Source organism: Planococcus faecalis (assembly GCF_002009235.1).
GTDB classification, from domain to species: domain Bacteria; phylum Bacillota; class Bacilli; order Bacillales_A; family Planococcaceae; genus Planococcus; species Planococcus kocurii.
The window spans coordinates 3007284-3025761 of record NZ_CP019401.1 but is presented as its reverse complement, the minus strand read 5'-3'; the positions used below and the strand labels follow the sequence as shown (position 1 = coordinate 3025761).

The window sequence follows — 18478 nt, the reverse complement described above, 5'->3', positions numbered from 1 at the left end:
ATTATGGGATAACCTAAACATGAATATCTCAGTTACCTATGCTTATCAAGGTTTATCAGCGGAATCGCTGTTTTCTGTCGCTTTGCGTGTGAATAAAAACCGTCAATTTTTGTTTGTCAGCAAACTAATTGCTAAACATCTAGCTGTTCATCCTTCTTTAGCTCTTGGAACAGGTACTTTATTGGCTTCTTTGCTGATGGAAGAAGTTGGGGTTGGAGGATATCCAGAGACGCCTGCTCTTGTCAAAATGATTGAAACGGGCGTAGTAAATCGTGACATAACCCTACAGTCGCTTGAATTTAAAAAAACGATGCCCCAAAAAACAGTGTTTATTGGCATGGCAGAAACAGCAACAGGTCTTGGCCATTCGGTTTTCCAACATTTTGAGGAATCTGCTTATATTCACACAACACGTGAAGAGATTACCGGCATTACCCCATCTTTTGTCTTTGAAGAAGAACATTCCCACGCAACGTCCCATAAAGTATATGCGCCTTCAGGTATGCTTGAACAAGCAGAGACGATCGTGTTAATCGATGACGAGATTTCTACGGGTAACACCTTGTTAAACTTGGTGTGTGCATTAGATGATCAATTTCCCGGAAAGAATTACGTGTCTTTATCCATCCTTGACTGGAGAAGTGATAGTCAAAAGGAAAAAATAGAGAAAATAATGGCTGAGCGGCAGATTGATTTGAAGGTTTTATCATTAATGACGGGCCAATTTGAATTGTTGCACAGCACAGCACCTACTGAACCTGAAATGAGTTTGTTGAGTGGTGTGGGACACAGAACTCCACATACCGAACTGGGCAGTGAAAAATTAACAATCGGCTCAAAAACGGGACAACGATATATTTCGCAAACAGGGCGTTTTGGCCTTACAAGTGAGCAACACGATGAAATAGGTAGCTGGGCAAAAACTGCGGTTGAAAAACTTGTGAGTGTAAGCGATAAGGCATTAGTTATTGGAGTAGGAGAGAATATGTACTTACCTTTGCGTTTTGCCTTAGCACTAGAAGGAAACGCACTCGTCCAAACGACGACACGCAGTCCAATTTTTGCTTCGCCAATGGCCGATTATCCGATTAAGGAAAAAGTTAAGTTTGAGCTACCAGATGCATTCGGAGTTAGCCAATTTATCTATAATTTAAATGAAGTGGAAATCGACCGAATTTACTTGATAGCTGAATCCGTCATTGCACTATCCGATTGGCAGCCGCTTCTCACATACTTGGAGAAAAAAGCGCCAGTAGAATGGATTTCTCTAACAACTACTAAAAGGAGTGAAGAAATCGAATGATAGCTACCGGTTTAGTGAAAACGAGTTATCCGAAAGAAGACATCACCTTCCTATTAAAAGATGTAAGCAACGAATTTACTGAAAGTACGTTGGAAGAGCGTGAAAAAGCGGTTCAGACCGGGGCACACTATGCAGAACGACTGCCAATGGAATATCGTCCTTCTGATGAATATACCAATCTTTATCACGAAACAGTAGGTAAGACGAAAGAGCAATTAGGCTATTTGGTTGGACTCGTAACGCGTCGTATTTTCATGAATGCGGGAACAGATGACATTGTGCTCGTATCTTTAGCACGTGCTGGCAGTCCAATCGGTATTCTGATTCGTCGATACGCCGAGCAGGTAATGAAGATGGAGTGGCCGCATTACAGTGTTTCTATTTTACGCGATAAAGGAATTGATGAGAAAGCAATCGATTCAATTCGCGCTGCACATCCGACAAGCCGTATTCAGTTTGTCGATGGCTGGACCGGCAAAGGGGCTATTCAAAAAGAGTTGACTAAAGCAGTTAATAGTCTCAATAAAGAAAAAAACATGAATTTATATGATGACATGGCAGTGCTAGCCGATCCAGGTGCATGCGCAGTATTGTTCGGTACGCGTGAAGATTTCCTTATTCCAAGTGCTTGTCTAAATGCGACCGTATCAGGACTGGTAAGCCGCACAATCCTTAACAAACAGTATATTGGTGAAAATGATTTCCACGGTGCCAAGTTTTACGGGGAATTGCTTGATGAAGATTTATCGAATGACTTTATTGATCAAATTACTGCTTGCTTTTCGGAAACGCAAGAGCAAGTTAAACAAGAGGCTGTTTCAACTCCTGTAATAGTAGAAAGAACTTGGCAGGGCATGGAGGAAGTGGAAGCAATTGGTCAGCAGATGTATAGTGAAACCGACTTTCATTTGATTAAGCCAGGTGTTGGTGAGACAACGCGCGTACTGCTTCGCAGGAGCCCTTGGAAAGTTTTGGTTAATAGTCTAGATAACCCGGATGTCCATCATATTTTGATGCTGGCGGAAGAGAAAAAGGTGCCGGTAGAAGTTGTTCCCGACTTGTTTTACCGAGCGATTGGCTTGATTCGCTCAGGTAAAGAAATATGACGGTACTGTTCGCTAGTGATTTAGATCAGACGTTAATTTATTCCCGCAATTCGATGGGGATGGAAGTAACGGAAGAAGAGTTAGTTGAAGTAGAGCGCTACGAGGGAAAACCACTGTCGTTTATGACGAAAAAAAGTCAATCAGCGCTTTGGCATATTTCTGCTTCGGCATTCTTTTTGCCCGTGACTACACGGACACAAGCTCAATACGAGCGAGTGACGGGTATTTTTAACGGACAGCAAGCACCGCGGTTTGCGATTGTATCTAATGGCGCCGTCATTTTGGAAAACGGCAAACCAATCAAAGAGTGGTCTGAAGAAATTCGCCAGCAGTGTATCAGTCGGAAAACCATTATTTCAGAATTGCTACCGGAAATTGAACGTCATTTTTCGGATGACTGGGTACTAAAAGTTAAAGAAGCGGAAGAGTGGTTTGTTTATCTGATTGTCGATCGTGCACGTTTTCCAACAGACAAGCTGGATTTCTACACAACCGTATTTAAAGAGCTTGGATGGGGAATGTCCCTGCAAGGTAGGAAGCTTTATTTTATGCCAGAAAGCATTACGAAAGCAGCTGCCGCGATGTACATTAAGGAACGTATAGGTGCCAGTTACGTTCTGGCAGCTGGAGATTCGCTACTCGATCTGGATTTACTAGAAAGTGCCGATTATGGCATGGTGGCATCTCACGGCGAAGCAGTAAAAAGTAGAGTTTCGATGTCCGGACATATTCATAAGACCGATACACATGGCATTAAAGTTGGAGAGGAAATCTTGGCTCGTGTTGCTGAGATTTCATTGCAGCGTCAGTAAGCAACAAAGCAAGGAGAGATTCCAATGGTTCAATTGAATCCAATCCCCGCTAAAACCTGGGATCCAGAAAAAATCGGGGAGTGGCTGAAAAAACCGATTGTGGATCACAGCGAAACCAAAATTGAAGAAGACCGCATTACGTATCCACAGCTACTCGGACAAGTTACAGGGATGACACTTGATGCCGATGACTATTTCGCGTCTATTTATGACGTCATCGAAGCATCAGATGGACGGATAATTCGACTTTCTGATCGAATGAACAAACATATTGAGCAGGATCGTCTTCGAACACTTCAAGATTTGTTCGAAATGAATAAAAAAGAAAATGGGTTGTCACCCAATCGAATGGTAGCGTTTCTTGATGGCAAAGGACTGCTACCTAGATTAAAAGACGCGGATTTGAACAGACGTCTACGACTTGTATTGATTGATATTTTGAAAGCTTTTCAAACGCAATCCGGAGGAAATACAACACATTCCTCTTTTCGTCGCGTAACGACTGACTTAGTTAAATGGATGTTTAATCACATAGCACCAGAAATTGAAAAGCTAGAGTTGGAAAAAGGTTTGCCTGGCTTTTTATGGTATGGCAGCGTTTCAGAAAGTGAAACTTGGTTTTTGAAACTTTCAGCAGCGTTTGGCTTCCACGTCGTTGTCTATGATCCTAAAGGAGAGCGTTGGTTTGAAAAAGCAGTTGGAGCTGAAGGGCTTCATAGCCACAGTTTTCAAGTGAACGCCGAAGCACTTCTTCCTTTTCCAGATGAAAAGCCGAAACGTGTGGGAACGGTCGCATATCGTGCAACTCAAGAAGTAGATCGTCTTTTGCATCACGATGATTCCGGACTTTATAAGCCCTTCCAATTTAAATCGTATTTGACTCGCTCGGTTCGACTTAAAACGACGATGGACGAAGCTTTCATGCTTGCTAAAGAACGTGCAATGGTGCGGCCGTCTTTTTCTGTAGCAAGTGGAAGTGTCAACATTCCTGTCGTTTTTTCTAAGCTGATGGGTATTGAAAAGGACCGCAAACGCTTTTGGGACAATGTTCATAAATTGACTGAGCGGGAAGACACAAAACTAGTTCGAAGCTTTCCTTTTGTGGAAGAACGAAAAGGCAATCAGCAATTCCATTACCGTGCTGCTCTCGGAAAAAACGGACTGTTGGATCCGGAAAAAATGAAAGCTGCGCATTGGTGGAAATACAATAAATTGCCAGATGGTGTTCAGACAGCAATTGCAGCAGCAATCGCGAGACATGCGGAAAAGCCAATTCTCGTGCCTCAACATGGCGAATCGTTTGAAGAATTGCAGCTTTATGCTTTTTCGCAATCGATGTCGCTGCCAGATTCAGTAATTCAGTTGATTCAATTATTCGATTATCCGCAGTTCGTACCCACAATGCTCTTTTATAACGAAGAAAAAGACGGTGAGTTGAGCCGTGCCGATGCCAATGCGATTGCGTTGATTCATATATTTGGACTCGATGTCATTATCATCAATCCACAGGGGCATCAAGATGTTGAACGCTGGATCGATTCCGAATCATTCGATACACACTGGCTTGATGAACGGAGCTTTAACGAGCCTTACCGAGAGCCTTCTGTCGTGAAAAAAATATTAAAAAAATGGCTATAGCCAAAAAGGAGTGAAAACCGATGACCAATATGCCAGAACAAATTGAACAACAGGAATTAGTAATGAAAGATGAAAACCAATTAAAGGTTCAACTAAAAAAAGATCCCGAAGTTCTTCAGTTGGCTGCGAAAATCGATCCCAAAAACCAAATCGCTTTACTGGAATTTGGTCGTGAACCAGCGAATGAAATTTCAGCTTTTACTGGAAAAGTATTGAATTCTGTTCAAGCAAATAGCATGGAAGAGTCTAGTGAGTTACTAAAACAACTAGGTAAAATCATGGATAAATTCGATAAAAAGGATTTTGTCGAAAAGAAAGGTTTCATGAGCAAGATTTTCAATAAAGGAAATAAAGTGATTGAACAATTGTTTAACAAGTATCAGACGATGGGATCTGAAATCGATAAAGTATACGTTGAAATTACAAAGTATGAAGGCGAAATGAAAAAGTCAACGACGACTTTAGAAGAACTATACAATCAAAACTTTAATTACTTTATGGAACTGGAAAAATATATCGCAGCAGGTGACATTAAAGTGGAGGAATTGAGAGCTCAAGAGCCAGCAGTCCGTGCAAAAGCGGAATCTGGTGATCAAATGGCTTTGATGGAATTAAACTCCTTGCAAAATGCGATTGAACTTCTAGAACAGCGTGTTTACGACCTGGAAATGGCGAAACAAGTTTCTTACCAGTCAGCACCTCAGATCCGTATGCTCCAGCGTGGTAATACGAAACTAATTGGGAAAATCAACTCGGCTTTCGTGACAACCATTCCGATTTTTAAAACTGGTTTAATTAATGCGATCGCGGCAAAACGTCAAAACCTAGTTGCTGAATCGATGAGTGAATTAGATCGCCGTACGAACGAAATGCTACTCAACAACGCGAATGATATTTCACGTCAAAGTGTAGACATTGCAAGAATGTCCGGTCAACCGAGCATCAAGATTGAAACCATTGAGCAGACATGGGAGACTATTATGCAAGGGATGAATGACACGCGCGAGATTGAGCAAGAAAATCGCAAAATGCGTGAAGAAGGACGTCTCCGCATCGAAGAATTACAGAAGAAGTATGAAGATACTCAACGTAAAGCTAACTAATCGAGGAGGAAAATTACAATGTCAGCAATCAACCTTTCAAAAGGACAGAAGATCGACTTGACTAAAACAAATCCAGGACTCACGAAAGTGGTCGTTGGTTTAGGCTGGGATACGAACAAATATAGCGGCGGAGGAGACTTCGATTTAGATGCATCCATTTTCCTTGTAGGTGAAAATGGCAAATCACGTGGACCGGAAGATTTTGTTTTTTACAACAATCTTGAAGGCGGCAACGGTTCGGTTGTCCACACGGGAGATAACTTAACTGGAGAAGGCGACGGCGATGATGAGCAAGTAATCGTTGATTTGCCGAACGTTCCTGCAGACATCCATAAAGTGGTGTTTACCGTAACCATCCATGAAGCAGACAGCCGTAGCCAAAACTTTGGTCAGGTTTCCAATGCTTTTATCCGTATTATGAATGAAAGCTCGAACGAAGAATTAATCCGTTATGATCTTGGAGAAGATTTTTCGATTGAAACGGCGTTAGTGGTTGGAGAATTGTATCGCCACGGCAACGAATGGAAATTTAACGCAATTGGCAGTGGCTATCAAGGCGGCCTTGCGGCATTAGTAAATGATTTTGGATTAAGCTAAATGAATTAAAGACCGTCTATCAGTTTAATAAACTGATAGGCGGTCTCTTTTGATTAGTGCTTAATTCAATAGTTAAGAAAATACTGATCGTATAGCAGTGTTTAAGTGTATGTACGTATTGTTGAAATGATATTATTCATTACACATATTCTCGTTCGTGGTTTGTTCGGCAAAAGTGATAATTTAGCAGTTAGGTATTATCATGAACAGTTTGATTTGGATGCCGTTAATGCATTGTGTCAATTTGAACGATAACAAAGTAAAAAAAACGGCAGAACTACTGCCGTTTTTTTTTTTGAAACCAACAAGTGGTAATAGAAATTAAGTTAAGAACAAAGAAATTTGAGGGAATATGATGATAAGTATCAAAACAATAATAAAAATCATGAAGAAAGGAATTACACCTTTTATAACTTTTTCCACTTTTTCACCGGTTATTCCACTGACAACGAATAAGTTAAGTCCAACAGGTGGTGTAATCATACCCAACTCCATGTTGACTACCATAATGATTGCGAAATGGATAACATCAATTTCCAATGCAGAAATGATAGGCAGTAGAATTGGAAGTGTAATTAAGATAATAGCTGTTGGCTCTAAGAACATTCCAAGGACAAAAAATAGTAAACTAACGATAATTAAAAATGTCCATTTATTAAATCCACTGTCACTTACCCAAGCCGCAAAGTCTTGTGGAACTTGCTCAGTTGTTAAGAACATCCCAAAAACTAAAGCTGCAGCGATTATTAGGAAGATCATGGACGTTGTATTAATCGATTCTTTCGTAATTTCAACAAATTGAGACCAAGTCATTTCTCTGTAAACAAGAATAGAAATAATGATTGCATATAAAGCAGCTAAAAAAGAAGCTTCAGTAGGAGTTACAATACCCGTATAAATACTCCCTAAAATAAGAACGGGCATTACAAGTCCCCAAGTAGCTCTGAGTGTAGGAAGCCATCGATCTTTTAAAGGAACCTTTGGCAAGCCTCCATAATTTTTTCTGTGCGCTACAATTACTGCATAAACAATTAAAGCAAAACCAAGTAAAATTCCTGGTAAAATTCCAGCTGAAAATAATCGTCCAGTAGATTGTTCTGAAACTGATCCATAGAGAATTAATGGAATTGAAGGAGGAATAAGAATACCCAATGTTCCAGCCGCAGCGACCAATCCCATAGAATAACTTTTTTCATATCCAGCTTTGACCATCATCGGAATCATAATGGCGCCAATTGCAGCAGCAGTTGCAGGACTTGAACCTGAAATAGCTGCAAAAATCATACAAGTGATAACAGTTACTACAGACAAACCGCCTTTCGTGTGTCCCACCCAAGAACGGATGCATTCAATCAAATATTTTGATATGCCGCCTTTAGCCATGATTAATCCCGCAAAGACGAAACCAGGAATCGCCATTAATGTTGTACTGTTAACTCCCGTAAACATTTTTTGTATAACGGTATTCAAAGAGAAATCAACCATATAAAGTCCAACAATACTAGAAACCGCTAAACTTATAGCAATTGGTACTCGTAAGAAAGCGAAGACAAAAAGTAAAACAATTACAATTATAGCTGCTTCCATTCTGCATCTCCTCCGCCCGTAACATTTTCTTTCTTAATAAAGTATCGATATGCTTTTTCGCAGAAACGGATAAATAACAAAGTGCCTGCAATCGGCATAATTAAGTAATTAATCCATATCGGAAAGCCAACATCGATAGTTTTAATATCTTGACCGTATGCCGTCGTTACCATATCAAGACCAGTCCAAAAGATAAAGATGCTAAAAGTCGACCCAATCAATAACGTGACTATTTGAGAGAATTGCTGCATTTTAGGCCCAAACCTATCGTAAAGTACGTCTATCGCAATATGCTTGTCTTCTTTCAACGCTGATGAGAAGCCGATAAAAATAGCCCACACTAAGAGCATCGTATAAATTTCGGTAGCCCAACTCTGCGAACTTCCCAAAACGTAACGCATGAACACGGAGTATAGACTAATAGCAATTCCAAATAAAAATAAAATGATGGAGAAAGCGCTCTCAACACGATCCAGGTATTTCATTTAAATCCTCCTCAATCAATATGTATTTTGGATACGAAAACAATTAGTCAAATCATAATACAAGTTTTAACTAATAACAAGCAAAATTTAGAATAGAAAGAAAATTAACTTAATATTACTTTAGTGCTATTGTTTTTTAGAACTCTTTAGTTTAAAAAACCCAATTGAAGGATGTTGAAAAAATATTTCTATAAAAGATGGAATATTTAAATTTTTCTTTACTTTCATTTTTTTCTATGATAATTTTGTGTTAAGTTGTATCCAAAATTCAACAAAAGGACATCAACTTAATTTTTTTGTTTACAACGTACACGAAGGGTAGAAAGAAAGAGAGGAGACAGATTGAATTGAAAGCCCTTACAAAAAGGATTTAAGTTTATCTTGAGATTCAAAAAAATTAGGGGGTTTGTTAGATGAAAAAACACATTTTAACCTTATCTTTATTAATATCTGCGGTTGTATTAGTTGCTTGTGGTGATGACGAAGCAACTACTAGTGGAGAAAGTAATGGTGATGACGTTGAAGAAATGACCATTAAATTTTCTCACGTCGTAGCGGAAAATACACCTAAACATCAAGGCGCACTAGCAATGAAGGAATATATAGAAAAAGAATCAGACGGTGCAATTGAAGTTGAAATTTATCCTAATAGCTCACTGTTTGGTGATCAAGACGAATACCAGAACTTAGTTTCGAATAATGTTCAATTTATCGCACCTGATTTGTCCAAATTTGTTGGGAATAATCCGCAATTTAATGTGCCGTCTCTTCCTTTTATGTTTGACAATGATGAAGAAGCAATTAAATTCTGGGATGGTGAAAAAGGCCAAGAGATTTTGGGTAGTTTAGAAGGTGATGGTGTAGTTGGTTTATCTATGTGGCCAAATGGTGGTAAGCACGTTACTAATAATGAAAGACCAATTGATTCACCGGATGACTTTGAAGGCTTGAAATTTCGAACTCAAGGTGGTCAAGTCCTAGAAGCTGTGTATGCTGCATTAGGTGCGGGTTCTGAATCTATTCCATTTGGAGAACTTTACACTGCACTTGATCAAGGAGTTGTAGAAGGTCAAGAAAATACGTTTAGTAATATTGAATCGAAGAAGTTCGATGAAGTTCAAAAATATATGACTGTTATGAACCACACACGTGTGGATTACGCTATTTTTACAAATACTGAGTTTTGGGAAAGCATGAACGACGCAACAAAAGAAATTGTAGAAGCCGGAATTGACGAAGGAACAGAAGTAGCGCGTGAAGAAGCTAAAAGTTTAAATGAAAAAGCCTTGGAGTTAATTCGCGAAAGAGGACAAGTCGAAATTATTGAATTGACGCCTGAACAAATCGAAGAGTTCCGTACAACTTTAGAACCTATTTACGATGAATTCGAAGATGAAATTGGTGCCGATGTATATGAAGCGGCACGTGAAGCTGCTAAATAATAAAAAACTAAGAAAACTAAAAGAGTTGGCGGTTTCCGTTGCCAGCTTTTTTTAGTTTAAACTTTGCTTAAGCAAAGCGTTTTGTAAGAAAAAAATAACCAAACCAATACTTTATAGACAGGAGAATGAATATGAACAAAGAGAAATTTGAAAAAGGACTGGAAATACGTAAAAGTGTGTTGGGAGCAGAATATGTGGATCAATCAATTCAAAACGCGACGGAGTTTAATATGCCCATGCAGGAATTAGTGACAGAGTATTGTTGGGGAGAAGTTTGGGCACGTCCGGGATTAACAAAGAAAACCCGGAGCATGCTAAATCTCGCCATGATTACAGCATTAAATCGACCGCACGAATTAAAATTGCATGTTAGAGGAGCTATCAATAACGGCTTGACGAGAGAAGATATACAAGAAGTTTTTCTTCAAACTGCTATTTACTGTGGGGTACCAGCAGCAATTGATAGTTTTAGGACAGCAAAAGAAGTATTCGATGAAATCGATAAAGAACAGTAATTTAAGGGTTGTTTATTCATTTTAAGTAAAGAGAATTCGAGACAAGAAAATCACAATTGTTATAGACAAGGCACTAAAAATAGTTGAAACAAAAACAGCTTGAGCAGCAAATGCGGCTTCGTTTTCATATTCCTGTGCAATAATAGCGCTATTAACAGAACTTGGGACGGCAGAAGCAATAAATAATGCTTGAGCTGTAATAACATCTACATGTAGAAATGGAATGATGATAAAAGCAGTAAGTGGACTGATGATCAGTCTAACAGCGACACTAAGGTACACAGTAAACATGTTTTTAGTGAAGTTTAGTTGAACCACTTGTGCTCCTAGTGTAAGTAATGCTACTGCAATCAATGCATCTGCGATGTAGGAGCCTGGTATATAGATAAACTGCGGTAGTTCTAAGTTGAATGCATTTAATAGCAAGCCAAAAAACATCGCATAAAGTATCGGCATTTTAAAATAAGGAACTGTGTTTTTGATTTTAGTTTTATTTAACTTATCTAAACTGATGATGCCATAAGAGTATACCAACAAATTTTGGAAAGTAAGAACCAGTACTTGAACGCCCATTGCAACGGGGTCTTGTCGAAAAGCTAAATCATTTACAGAGATGCCATAATTACCCGAGTTGTAAAACAAAGTGCTGTGTGAAAATGCGATACGAAGTCCTTTGCTAAAACTAAAAAGTCTACTGATTATGTTGGATACAAAATACAAAGATATAGACAAAAAAATAAAAAAAGCTAATACTTTAAAAAATAAATCCCAAGCCAAATCAGTTTCGTAAAGACGAATAAAAATTAGTCCAGGGACTAAATAATAAATATTGATCTTTGCCAATGTGTTTAAATCAAGTTGGAATTTGAAATGTAGAAATGCCCCAATTCCAATTAAGATGAGGATAGGAACGATGATGTTAAGGAAAATATTGAAAATCTCCATGAGGGGGACTCCTTTCGTTTGATCCATTGATAGAAAGTTGTATGGTTTCTGTACAATATACACTATTAAGAAAATTATACCAATCAATTTCGAAACTGAGGTGAATCTAAATGAAATTACCTAAAAAAGTAAAGATAAATGAAGTTGTACTGAGAGATGGTTTACAACTAGAAGACAAAATACTGACTTTAGATGAGAAAAAGAAGATATTCGATCAATTGGTAAAAGCTGCTGTTCAAACGATAGAGTTTGGTTCATTCGTGCATCCTAAATTAGTGCCACAAATGGCAAACAGTGGGGAACTAGTTGAATTAATATCGGAAAATCCGAATGATGTAAAGCTAATCGCGTTAATTCCCAATTTGAAAGGAGCAAAAAATGCACGAGAAAAAGGCGTAAAAAACTTAAATTTCGTCTTCTCGGCTAGTGATACACATAACGAGCAAAATGTTCAAAAAAGCACAAAAGACTCGCTTAGTGAGCTTAAAGAAATTCTGAGTTATTGCAAAGAACAAGACATGTGCTTGAGTGTATCGATTGCAACGACTTTCGGATGTCCTTTCGAAGGGGAAGTAAAAAAAGAACGAATTTACTGGATCCTTGGGCAATTGACGTCTTTGAATCTAGAAACAATTACACTGGCAGATACAACGGGTATGGCAAATCCACAACAAGTTTATGACTTGATAACAGAACTAACAAACAAATTTCCACATCAATTATTCAATCTTCATTTCCACAACACAAGAGGAATGGGACTTGCTAATATGATGGCGGCAATGCAAGCTGGCGTGACAAGTTTTGATGCATCCTTAGGCGGGCTTGGAGGTTGTCCATTTGCTCCTGGAGCAACTGGCAATATCTGCACAGAAGATGTTGTTCATATGCTTCATAGTATGGGAATTGAGACAGGTCTGTCATTAGACGAATTGTTAATCGCTTCTAAAACGCTTCAACAACTTGTGGGTCATGAAACACCGAGTTATGTTTTAAAAGCAGGTCCCTATGACAGGAAATATTCGATACCTACAAAAAAATAGAAAAGGGTAGTCCACTCTATTTTTGATAAAGTAGCAAAGAAACTAGGAGGATACATCATGCCCAACTGGGAAACTGTAGAATTAAACGAAACATATAGCGATGAGAACGTTTACGTAATCGAGCTCAATAGACCTGAAGCAATGAATTCATTGAATACGAAAATGGCTATCGAATTGATCGAATGTCTGACATTATTGGAGCATCGGAAAGATTTACGTGCGTTAGTACTGACGGCTAAAGGAGAAAAAAGCTTTTGCGTAGGAGCGGATTTAAAAGAACGAAAAGGAATGACTAACGAACAATGGAAACAACAACACGATATTTTCGAAGAGGGCTATGAATTGTTGCGAAATTTTAAGTTTCCAGTAATTGCTGCAGTTAATGGATTTGCGTTAGGCGGAGGCATGGAGATGATGCTAAGCTGTGACCTTCGCTATGCTTCCGAACACGTTAAAGTCGGATTGCCTGAAGTTAAATTAGGAATTATTCCGGGTGTGGGAGGAACTCAATTATTGCCGCGCGCTATTCCAGTTGGACTAGCGAAAGAAATGCTTTTTAGAGGAAATCAAGTTGATGCGCAAAAAGCGTTAGAAGTTGGCATTTTGAATGGCATTTTTACGAAAGAAGAATTGATGTCAAAAACAATAGAAATTGCCAAAGAAATTGCGCGAAATGCACCGCTATCTCTACAATCGATCAAGAAATCTATTCAAACCGGATTGCATACAGATATGAATACAGCTCTTTCAATCGAACTCGACCAATACTATAAATGTGCTAATTCCGATGATCGATTGGAAGGTGTTTTAGCTTTTAATGAAAAGCGAAAACCAAATTGGCAAGGGAAATAATAGCTATAGTTAACTTATTGAGGAAAGGAGATTCAGAAAATGGAATTGAGCAGGTATTTAGCAAGGTATAGCTTAAATCTTCAATACGAGGATTTGCCTGAAGAAGTCGTGTCATTTACAAAGTTATGTATTCTCGATTATTTTGGATCAGCAATAGCTGGGTCAGATAAAAAACCTGTTCAAATAATTAGCAACTTAGTAAAAGACATGGGTGGCTTTGAACAAGCAAAACTGTTTACAGGAGGAAAGTCCAGTGTATTAAATGCAGCTTTAGTAAATGGATCAGCAAGTCACATGATGGAGCTAGATGATATTCACAAAGGATCAATCATTCATGCAGCTACAGTTGTTATTCCAGCAGCATTAGCGATTGCAGAGTGGCGACAATTAAGTGGGAAAGAACTAATCACCGCTGTAGTCGTAGGGTACGAAGTCTGTTTTAGAATCGGAGAAGCAGTATCGCCTTCTCATTATTATTATTGGCATAATACCGCTACATGTGGGACATTCGGTGCTGCCGCTGCAACTGGAAAGCTACTTGGCTTGACAGAAGATCAAGCAGTTGATGCTTTAGGAAATGCAGGGTCACAAGCTGCTGGACTATGGGAGTTTATTGTTGATGGGGCCATGACAAAACAGCTCCACACAGCAAAAGCTTCAATGAACGGCACAATGGCTGCTTTACTGGCGCAAAAAAGTTTTACAGGGCCAAAGAAAATTCTGGAAGGTAATCGTGGTTTTTTTAATGCGATGAGTGAAGAACATGATGTTTCTAGAATAATCGAAAACCTTGGGCAAGAATTTAAAATTTTGGAAAACTCTTTTAAAGTTCATGCTTCTTGTCGCCATACACATCACGCGATCGATTTGCTGATTGATATTTTCAAAGAACATCAACCTGTGCTAGAAGAGATCGAATCGGTGGAAGTCAATTCTTATCAAGTTGCTCTTACTATCACGGATGACGCAGACCCTCAGACAGAATATGCAGCTAAATTCAGTCTCCAGTTTTGCTCAGCTTTAGCTTTATTAAATGGCCGTGCGAGTCTGGAAGATTTCGGCGAAGAAGAGTTGTGGGATAAAGATATTCGAGCGTTGATGGAAAAAGTGAATGTTCACGTAGATCCTGCAATTGATGAGAGCTACCCAAGAAAATGGGGAGCGACAGTCACTGTTTTGTTGAAAAATGGAGAGAAAATTTACAAACAAACAGATTTTCCAAAAGGTGACCCTGAAAATGCAGTAACTACAAAAGAGTTGCTTGAAAAATTTATAGGAATGGCTACAATCATACCGCTCCAACAGCGACAAGCTTTAGCAGAGAGTTTAATGAATTTGGAATCGATAGAAAATATTAGCGATCTTATGAAGACACTATAAGTAGCACTAGTACAATTGACGAATGGAAAAAAGAGAAAAGAATCCATGTAAAGAAGGCGTTTCTATGGAACATAACAGTGAACAATCAACGACGGTCACAAGTTTGATCCACCAATTAAAAACCTTTAACTCATCTGAACTAAAACAAGCCACTTATTTATTATCACTTTTGCAGAAGTCGCAAGACGACTCAATCGATAACGCCGTACCGATGCATTTTCTCGGAAGGTTTTTAGCAATAGAACAACACGACGACGGAACAACTGAAATGACTTTAGGATTTCAGAATGAAAATACTTATGGTGTGGCACAAGGCGGTTCTATTTATACATTAGCCGATGTCGCAATCGGCTTTAGTATTTTACAAAATTTAACAGAAGAAGAAAAAGTGTTTACTTTAGAACTAAAAGTAAATTTTATTGAAAAAGGACAAGGTTCTCGTTTGATCGCGACTCCTTATATTTTGAGACAAGGTAGAACTACAGTAGTTTCCGAGTGCGCGATTCATGATGATTCGGGAAAATTAGTGGCAAAAGCGCTGGGTACTTTTTATATCAGTAGAACAAAAAAAAGAAAGGAAGGAGACCGATGAGAAAAATTGCTTATGAACAAATTGTGGAAAAAGTAAAAACAATGTGTATAGAGTCTAACTACAATCTCGGAGAAGATGTTTACGCAGCATTTAAAAATGCACTACAAACAGAACGCTCAGAAACAGGCAAAGAAGTGCTGACGCAATTGATTGATAATGCCGATATTGCCAAAGTTGAACGAGTACCGATGTGTCAAGACACAGGTACGGCAGTTTTTATCGCAGAAGTGGGTCAAGATTGTCACATTGTTGGTGGCAGGTTAGTCGATGCCATTAATGAAGGGGTAGAAAAAGGCTACAGTGAAGGGTATTTAAGAAATTCTATGATCTACAATCCGATGAATCGAACAAATACGGGAAACAACACGCCAGCCATTGTCCATATTGACTTGGTTGAAGGACAAGAACTGACGTTGCATATGACCGCTAAAGGCGGCGGTGCAGAAAACATGAGTGCATTGAAAATGCTAAAGCCTTCTGACGGCATGGAAGGAGTTAAGGAGTATATTTTATCGATTGTTAAAGAAGCGGGACCGAATGCATGTCCGCCACTAGTGGTCGGTATCGGGATTGGCGGTAATTTCGAGCGGTGTGCTTTTTTAGCTAAAAAATCATTGTTTCGTCCTTTAGGTATACGCCACCAAGATCCAGTAGTAGCAGAGCTTGAACTGGAATTAATGGAACAGATTAACCGTCTGGGCATCGGACCACAGGGTATGGGAGGTAGTACAACTGCACTAGACGTCAAAGTGGAACTCGAGTCCTGTCATATTGCAGCTTTACCAGTAGCGGTCAATTTAAATTGCCATGCCAGCCGCCACCAAACAATTGTGCTGAAATGAGGTTATAATATGCAAAAGAAAATTCAATTACCTTTACGTATTGAAGATATTGAATCGTTGAAAGCAGGAGATCGTGTGCTGTTGTCTGGTACTGTATATACAGGACGAGATGCTGCCCATAAGCGAATGGTGGAACAAGAAAAAGAAGGTATACCACTTCCTATCGAACTACAGGACCAGGTTTTGTATTATACAGGTCCAACGCCAGCCAAGCCTGGAGAAGTAATTGGTTCGGCAGGTCCTACAACCAGCGGAAGAATGGACTTGTATACACCAGCACTTCTTGAAAAAGGCTTGAAGGGCATGATTGGTAAAGGCTATCGAAGTGAAGAAGTCATTGCTTCGATGTTGAAACACAAAGCTGTTTATTTTGGTGCTGTGGGTGGCGCGGCGGCATTAATAGCGCGTTCAATTAAAAAAGCTGAAGTGATTGCCTATGAAGATTTAGGAACAGAAGCTATCCGTAAGTTGATCATTGAGGATTTTCCGGTTTTTGTCATCAATGATATTTATGGTGGAGATATTTACAAAGATGAAATCGCAAAATACAAGCAATAATCAACGAACAATGAAGTACCCAAAAGGAGGCAACAATGTGAAGGCAGGAATTATCGGATTGGGTAATATGGGTGGCCGTATGGTGAAAAGACTACTTGAACAAGGAGTAAAAGTTGGAGTTTTTGATTTGAACAAAGACTTAGTTCGAAAATTTGTAGAGATGGGCGCAGAAGAAACGAAAAGCCCTGCAGCTTTAGCAAAGAAATTTCCATACATTCTAACCGTCTTGCCAAATGTCTTTATTGTGAAAGAAACACTGATGGGTACAGAAGGCTTAATGGAAGGCATGAATTCCGAGAGCTTGTTAATTGAAATGACTACATCGATTCCTTCTGTCACAAAAGAGCTCAACGCTCTATTGAAGGAAAAAGGTCTGAAGATGATTGATGCACCAGTAAGTGGAGGTGTCAAAAAGGCGGAAGACGGCACTTTATCGATAATGGTCGGAGGCGAAACAGTCGATTTTGATAGAGCAAAACCACTGCTGGAATGTTTAGGTGCTCATATTTTCCATGTTGGAGAAGCAGGAGCAGGTCATACGATTAAGGCATTGAATAACATGATTTCGGCAACTACTTTGGCGGCTACAGGAGAAGCGATGGCACTTGGCGTTAAACTAGGTCTAGATCCTGAGAAAATGCTTGATGTGATTAATGCGAGTACGGGCAGAAGTTTCTCTAGTGAGTTTAAATTTCCCAATCAAGTCTTGACGCGAAAATTTGAAGTTGGTTTCACCTTAGATTTGATGGTCAAAGACTTAAAAATTGCCATGGCCATGGCAGAAGAAGAAAAGGTACCGATGTTTATTTCTAGTGCATCTTTTCAGCTTTGGAAACACGCTTGGTCGCAAGGCAGAGGTGACCAAGACCATACAGCCGTTATAAAGTACATTGAAGAAATGTTTTCTATAGAAATTAAAGGATCTTAATTGTCCTGATGTTCAAAGGCAACCTTTAAAGAACGTATAAAAATAAAGATATTTGAGGGGTGCTATATGGAAAATTTCAAATTAACAGAACAAGATAGAGCCACTTTGCAGTATAAAGTAACAAATAAACTAAGAGAACTGATACTCAAAGGTGAGTTCAGAATGGGCGAACGGTTGATGCAAGAAGAGTGGGCTCAAAAATTGGGAGTTAGTCGAATGCCACTTAGGGAAGCATTGCGTCAACTAGAAGTTGAAGGCTTAGTTAAGATTGAACCGAGGAGAGGTGCAGTAGTTACTCCAATCTCTACTGAGGATATTGAAGAAATCTATCAATTAAGAGCTCTTTTGGAAGGACAAGCAGTTGTGAAATCTCTTCCATATTTAGGGGATGAAGAAATACGAGAACTTGAAAATCTATACAACGCAATGATTAAGCTAAAAGCTGATGAAAACGATGTTGAGGTTTTCATGAAACTAAATGCCGAATTTCATCGAATTTTAAGAGAAAGCTGTCCATGGAGACGCATTCAAGGATTTATCGAAACGCTGTGGAAAGGGATTCCTCCTTACACACCGAGTCTCTTATCAAATCACTTAGCAGATTCACATGAAGAGCATCGCTTAATGTTGGAATATGTAAAACAAAAAGACGAAGTTCGATTAAGAAGAATTACAGAAAAGCATATTCTAAGAACCAAAGAAAACTTAGTTGAGATGATGAACAAAAAGTAAAATTTTTAGTTTATAAGAAAT

The 18478-nt window shown here is 39.0% G+C and carries 20 protein-coding genes; 17 read left to right on the top strand and 3 right to left on the bottom strand.

Features of this window, described 5'->3' with window-relative positions; all coding sequences use genetic code 11:
- The first annotated feature begins 19 nt into the window (after positions 1-19).
- From AJGP001_RS14995 to AJGP001_RS17570, 7 genes are all read left to right on the top strand, one after another.
- Positions 20-1303 (top strand): phosphoribosyltransferase domain-containing protein, encoded by a 1284-nt coding sequence (locus AJGP001_RS14995; RefSeq protein ID WP_245830207.1) that lies wholly within the window; start codon positions 20-22, stop codon positions 1301-1303.
- Entirely contained in the window at positions 1300-2409 is a 1110-nt protein-coding gene (locus tag AJGP001_RS14990; RefSeq protein WP_071154130.1) for a cysteine protease StiP family protein, read from the top strand. The genes AJGP001_RS14995 and AJGP001_RS14990 overlap by 4 nt, the downstream gene beginning before the upstream one ends.
- Positions 2406-3221, top strand: coding sequence for an HAD family hydrolase (locus AJGP001_RS14985; RefSeq protein ID WP_078080722.1), 816 nt, complete (start codon positions 2406-2408; stop codon positions 3219-3221). The genes AJGP001_RS14990 and AJGP001_RS14985 overlap by 4 nt, the downstream gene beginning before the upstream one ends.
- 24 nt (positions 3222-3245) lie before the next feature.
- On the top strand, positions 3246-4859 hold the full coding sequence (locus tag AJGP001_RS14980; protein ID WP_071154131.1) for a YceG family protein: 1614 nt from the start codon (positions 3246-3248) through the stop codon (positions 4857-4859).
- 20 nt (positions 4860-4879) lie between these two features.
- The gene (locus AJGP001_RS14975; RefSeq protein WP_058384279.1) at positions 4880-5962 is read left to right on the top strand and encodes a toxic anion resistance protein; all 1083 of its coding nucleotides are present in this window, start codon (positions 4880-4882) and stop codon (positions 5960-5962) included.
- Between the two features lie 18 nt (positions 5963-5980).
- Positions 5981-6559: a TerD family protein gene (locus AJGP001_RS14970; RefSeq protein WP_078080721.1), complete on the top strand. Its 579-nt coding sequence runs from the start codon at positions 5981-5983 to the stop codon at positions 6557-6559.
- A gap of 105 nt (positions 6560-6664) precedes the next feature.
- Positions 6665-6814, top strand: a complete 150-nt coding sequence (locus AJGP001_RS17570; RefSeq protein ID WP_169835280.1) for a hypothetical protein — start codon at positions 6665-6667, stop codon at positions 6812-6814.
- 66 nt (positions 6815-6880) lie between these two features.
- On the opposite strand, the gene AJGP001_RS14965 is transcribed toward AJGP001_RS17570, so the two are convergent.
- Both AJGP001_RS14965 and AJGP001_RS14960 read right to left on the bottom strand, forming a co-directional pair.
- Positions 6881-8146, bottom strand: coding sequence for a TRAP transporter large permease (locus tag AJGP001_RS14965; protein ID WP_071154132.1), 1266 nt, complete (start codon positions 8144-8146; stop codon positions 6881-6883).
- Complete coding sequence (locus tag AJGP001_RS14960) at positions 8131-8631, bottom strand: TRAP transporter small permease (protein WP_071154133.1); 501 nt, start codon at positions 8629-8631, stop codon at positions 8131-8133. Before AJGP001_RS14960 ends, AJGP001_RS14965 begins: the two co-directional genes overlap by 16 nt.
- 413 nt (positions 8632-9044) lie before the next feature.
- Here AJGP001_RS14960 and AJGP001_RS14955 point away from each other — a divergent pair, with 413 nt between their 5' ends.
- Entirely contained in the window at positions 9045-10073 is a 1029-nt protein-coding gene (locus tag AJGP001_RS14955) for a DctP family TRAP transporter solute-binding subunit (protein ID WP_071154134.1), read from the top strand.
- A gap of 131 nt (positions 10074-10204) precedes the next feature.
- Positions 10205-10588: a 4-carboxymuconolactone decarboxylase gene (pcaC, locus tag AJGP001_RS14950; protein ID WP_049693105.1), complete on the top strand. Its 384-nt coding sequence runs from the start codon at positions 10205-10207 to the stop codon at positions 10586-10588.
- Between the two features lie 21 nt (positions 10589-10609).
- On the opposite strand, the gene AJGP001_RS14945 is transcribed toward pcaC, so the two are convergent.
- Complete coding sequence (locus AJGP001_RS14945) at positions 10610-11533, bottom strand: AEC family transporter (protein ID WP_078080720.1); 924 nt, start codon at positions 11531-11533, stop codon at positions 10610-10612.
- A 110-nt stretch (positions 11534-11643) separates the two neighbouring features.
- Between AJGP001_RS14945 and AJGP001_RS14940 the strand changes: the two genes are divergently transcribed.
- The 8 genes from AJGP001_RS14940 to AJGP001_RS14905 all read left to right on the top strand — a co-directional run bounded on the left by AJGP001_RS14940 (position 11644) and on the right by AJGP001_RS14905 (position 18457).
- A complete protein-coding gene (locus AJGP001_RS14940) occupies positions 11644-12573 on the top strand; it encodes a hydroxymethylglutaryl-CoA lyase (RefSeq protein WP_071154136.1) in 930 nt (309 codons plus the stop codon).
- A gap of 57 nt (positions 12574-12630) precedes the next feature.
- Complete coding sequence (locus AJGP001_RS14935) at positions 12631-13425, top strand: enoyl-CoA hydratase/isomerase family protein (protein WP_071154137.1); 795 nt, start codon at positions 12631-12633, stop codon at positions 13423-13425.
- Positions 13426-13464: 39 nt separating this feature from the next.
- Positions 13465-14805 (top strand): MmgE/PrpD family protein, encoded by a 1341-nt coding sequence (locus AJGP001_RS14930; RefSeq protein WP_078080719.1) that lies wholly within the window; start codon positions 13465-13467, stop codon positions 14803-14805.
- 64 nt (positions 14806-14869) lie between these two features.
- Positions 14870-15397 (top strand): PaaI family thioesterase, encoded by a 528-nt coding sequence (locus AJGP001_RS14925; protein ID WP_071154138.1) that lies wholly within the window; start codon positions 14870-14872, stop codon positions 15395-15397.
- Positions 15394-16239 carry a fumarate hydratase gene (locus AJGP001_RS14920; RefSeq protein ID WP_071154139.1) on the top strand — a complete coding sequence of 282 codons (846 nt, stop codon included), beginning with the start codon at positions 15394-15396 and terminating at the stop codon, positions 16237-16239. The genes AJGP001_RS14925 and AJGP001_RS14920 overlap by 4 nt, the downstream gene beginning before the upstream one ends.
- Positions 16240-16248: 9 nt before the next feature.
- Entirely contained in the window at positions 16249-16797 is a 549-nt protein-coding gene (locus AJGP001_RS14915; RefSeq protein ID WP_049693098.1) for a Fe-S-containing hydro-lyase, read from the top strand.
- A 37-nt stretch (positions 16798-16834) separates the two neighbouring features.
- Positions 16835-17725, top strand: coding sequence for an NAD(P)-dependent oxidoreductase (locus AJGP001_RS14910; RefSeq protein ID WP_169835279.1), 891 nt, complete (start codon positions 16835-16837; stop codon positions 17723-17725).
- Between the two features lie 66 nt (positions 17726-17791).
- Positions 17792-18457 carry a GntR family transcriptional regulator gene (locus AJGP001_RS14905; RefSeq protein ID WP_049693096.1) on the top strand — a complete coding sequence of 222 codons (666 nt, stop codon included), beginning with the start codon at positions 17792-17794 and terminating at the stop codon, positions 18455-18457.
- The last annotated feature ends 21 nt before the right edge of the window (positions 18458-18478 follow it).

What these genes read in the sequence shown, in the direction of transcription:
- AJGP001_RS14995 (WP_245830207.1), top strand. Translation starts at nt 20, where the DNA reads ATGAATATCTCAGTTACCTATGCTTATCAAGGTTTATCAGCGGAATCG.
- AJGP001_RS14990 (WP_071154130.1), top strand. Translation starts at nt 1,300, where the DNA reads ATGATAGCTACCGGTTTAGTGAAAACGAGTTATCCGAAAGAAGACATC.
- AJGP001_RS14985 (WP_078080722.1), top strand. Translation starts at nt 2,406, where the DNA reads ATGACGGTACTGTTCGCTAGTGATTTAGATCAGACGTTAATTTATTCC.
- AJGP001_RS14980 (WP_071154131.1), top strand. Translation starts at nt 3,246, where the DNA reads ATGGTTCAATTGAATCCAATCCCCGCTAAAACCTGGGATCCAGAAAAA.
- AJGP001_RS14975 (WP_058384279.1), top strand. Translation starts at nt 4,880, where the DNA reads ATGACCAATATGCCAGAACAAATTGAACAACAGGAATTAGTAATGAAA.
- AJGP001_RS14970 (WP_078080721.1), top strand. Translation starts at nt 5,981, where the DNA reads ATGTCAGCAATCAACCTTTCAAAAGGACAGAAGATCGACTTGACTAAA.
- AJGP001_RS14965 (WP_071154132.1), bottom strand. Translation starts at nt 8,146, where the DNA reads ATGGAAGCAGCTATAATTGTAATTGTTTTACTTTTTGTCTTCGCTTTC.
- AJGP001_RS14960 (WP_071154133.1), bottom strand. Translation starts at nt 8,631, where the DNA reads ATGAAATACCTGGATCGTGTTGAGAGCGCTTTCTCCATCATTTTATTT.
- AJGP001_RS14955 (WP_071154134.1), top strand. Translation starts at nt 9,045, where the DNA reads ATGAAAAAACACATTTTAACCTTATCTTTATTAATATCTGCGGTTGTA.
- pcaC (WP_049693105.1), top strand. Translation starts at nt 10,205, where the DNA reads ATGAACAAAGAGAAATTTGAAAAAGGACTGGAAATACGTAAAAGTGTG.
- AJGP001_RS14945 (WP_078080720.1), bottom strand. Translation starts at nt 11,533, where the DNA reads ATGGAGATTTTCAATATTTTCCTTAACATCATCGTTCCTATCCTCATC.
- AJGP001_RS14940 (WP_071154136.1), top strand. Translation starts at nt 11,644, where the DNA reads ATGAAATTACCTAAAAAAGTAAAGATAAATGAAGTTGTACTGAGAGAT.
- AJGP001_RS14935 (WP_071154137.1), top strand. Translation starts at nt 12,631, where the DNA reads ATGCCCAACTGGGAAACTGTAGAATTAAACGAAACATATAGCGATGAG.
- AJGP001_RS14930 (WP_078080719.1), top strand. Translation starts at nt 13,465, where the DNA reads ATGGAATTGAGCAGGTATTTAGCAAGGTATAGCTTAAATCTTCAATAC.
- AJGP001_RS14925 (WP_071154138.1), top strand. Translation starts at nt 14,870, where the DNA reads ATGGAACATAACAGTGAACAATCAACGACGGTCACAAGTTTGATCCAC.
- AJGP001_RS14920 (WP_071154139.1), top strand. Translation starts at nt 15,394, where the DNA reads ATGAGAAAAATTGCTTATGAACAAATTGTGGAAAAAGTAAAAACAATG.
- AJGP001_RS14915 (WP_049693098.1), top strand. Translation starts at nt 16,249, where the DNA reads ATGCAAAAGAAAATTCAATTACCTTTACGTATTGAAGATATTGAATCG.
- AJGP001_RS14905 (WP_049693096.1), top strand. Translation starts at nt 17,792, where the DNA reads ATGGAAAATTTCAAATTAACAGAACAAGATAGAGCCACTTTGCAGTAT.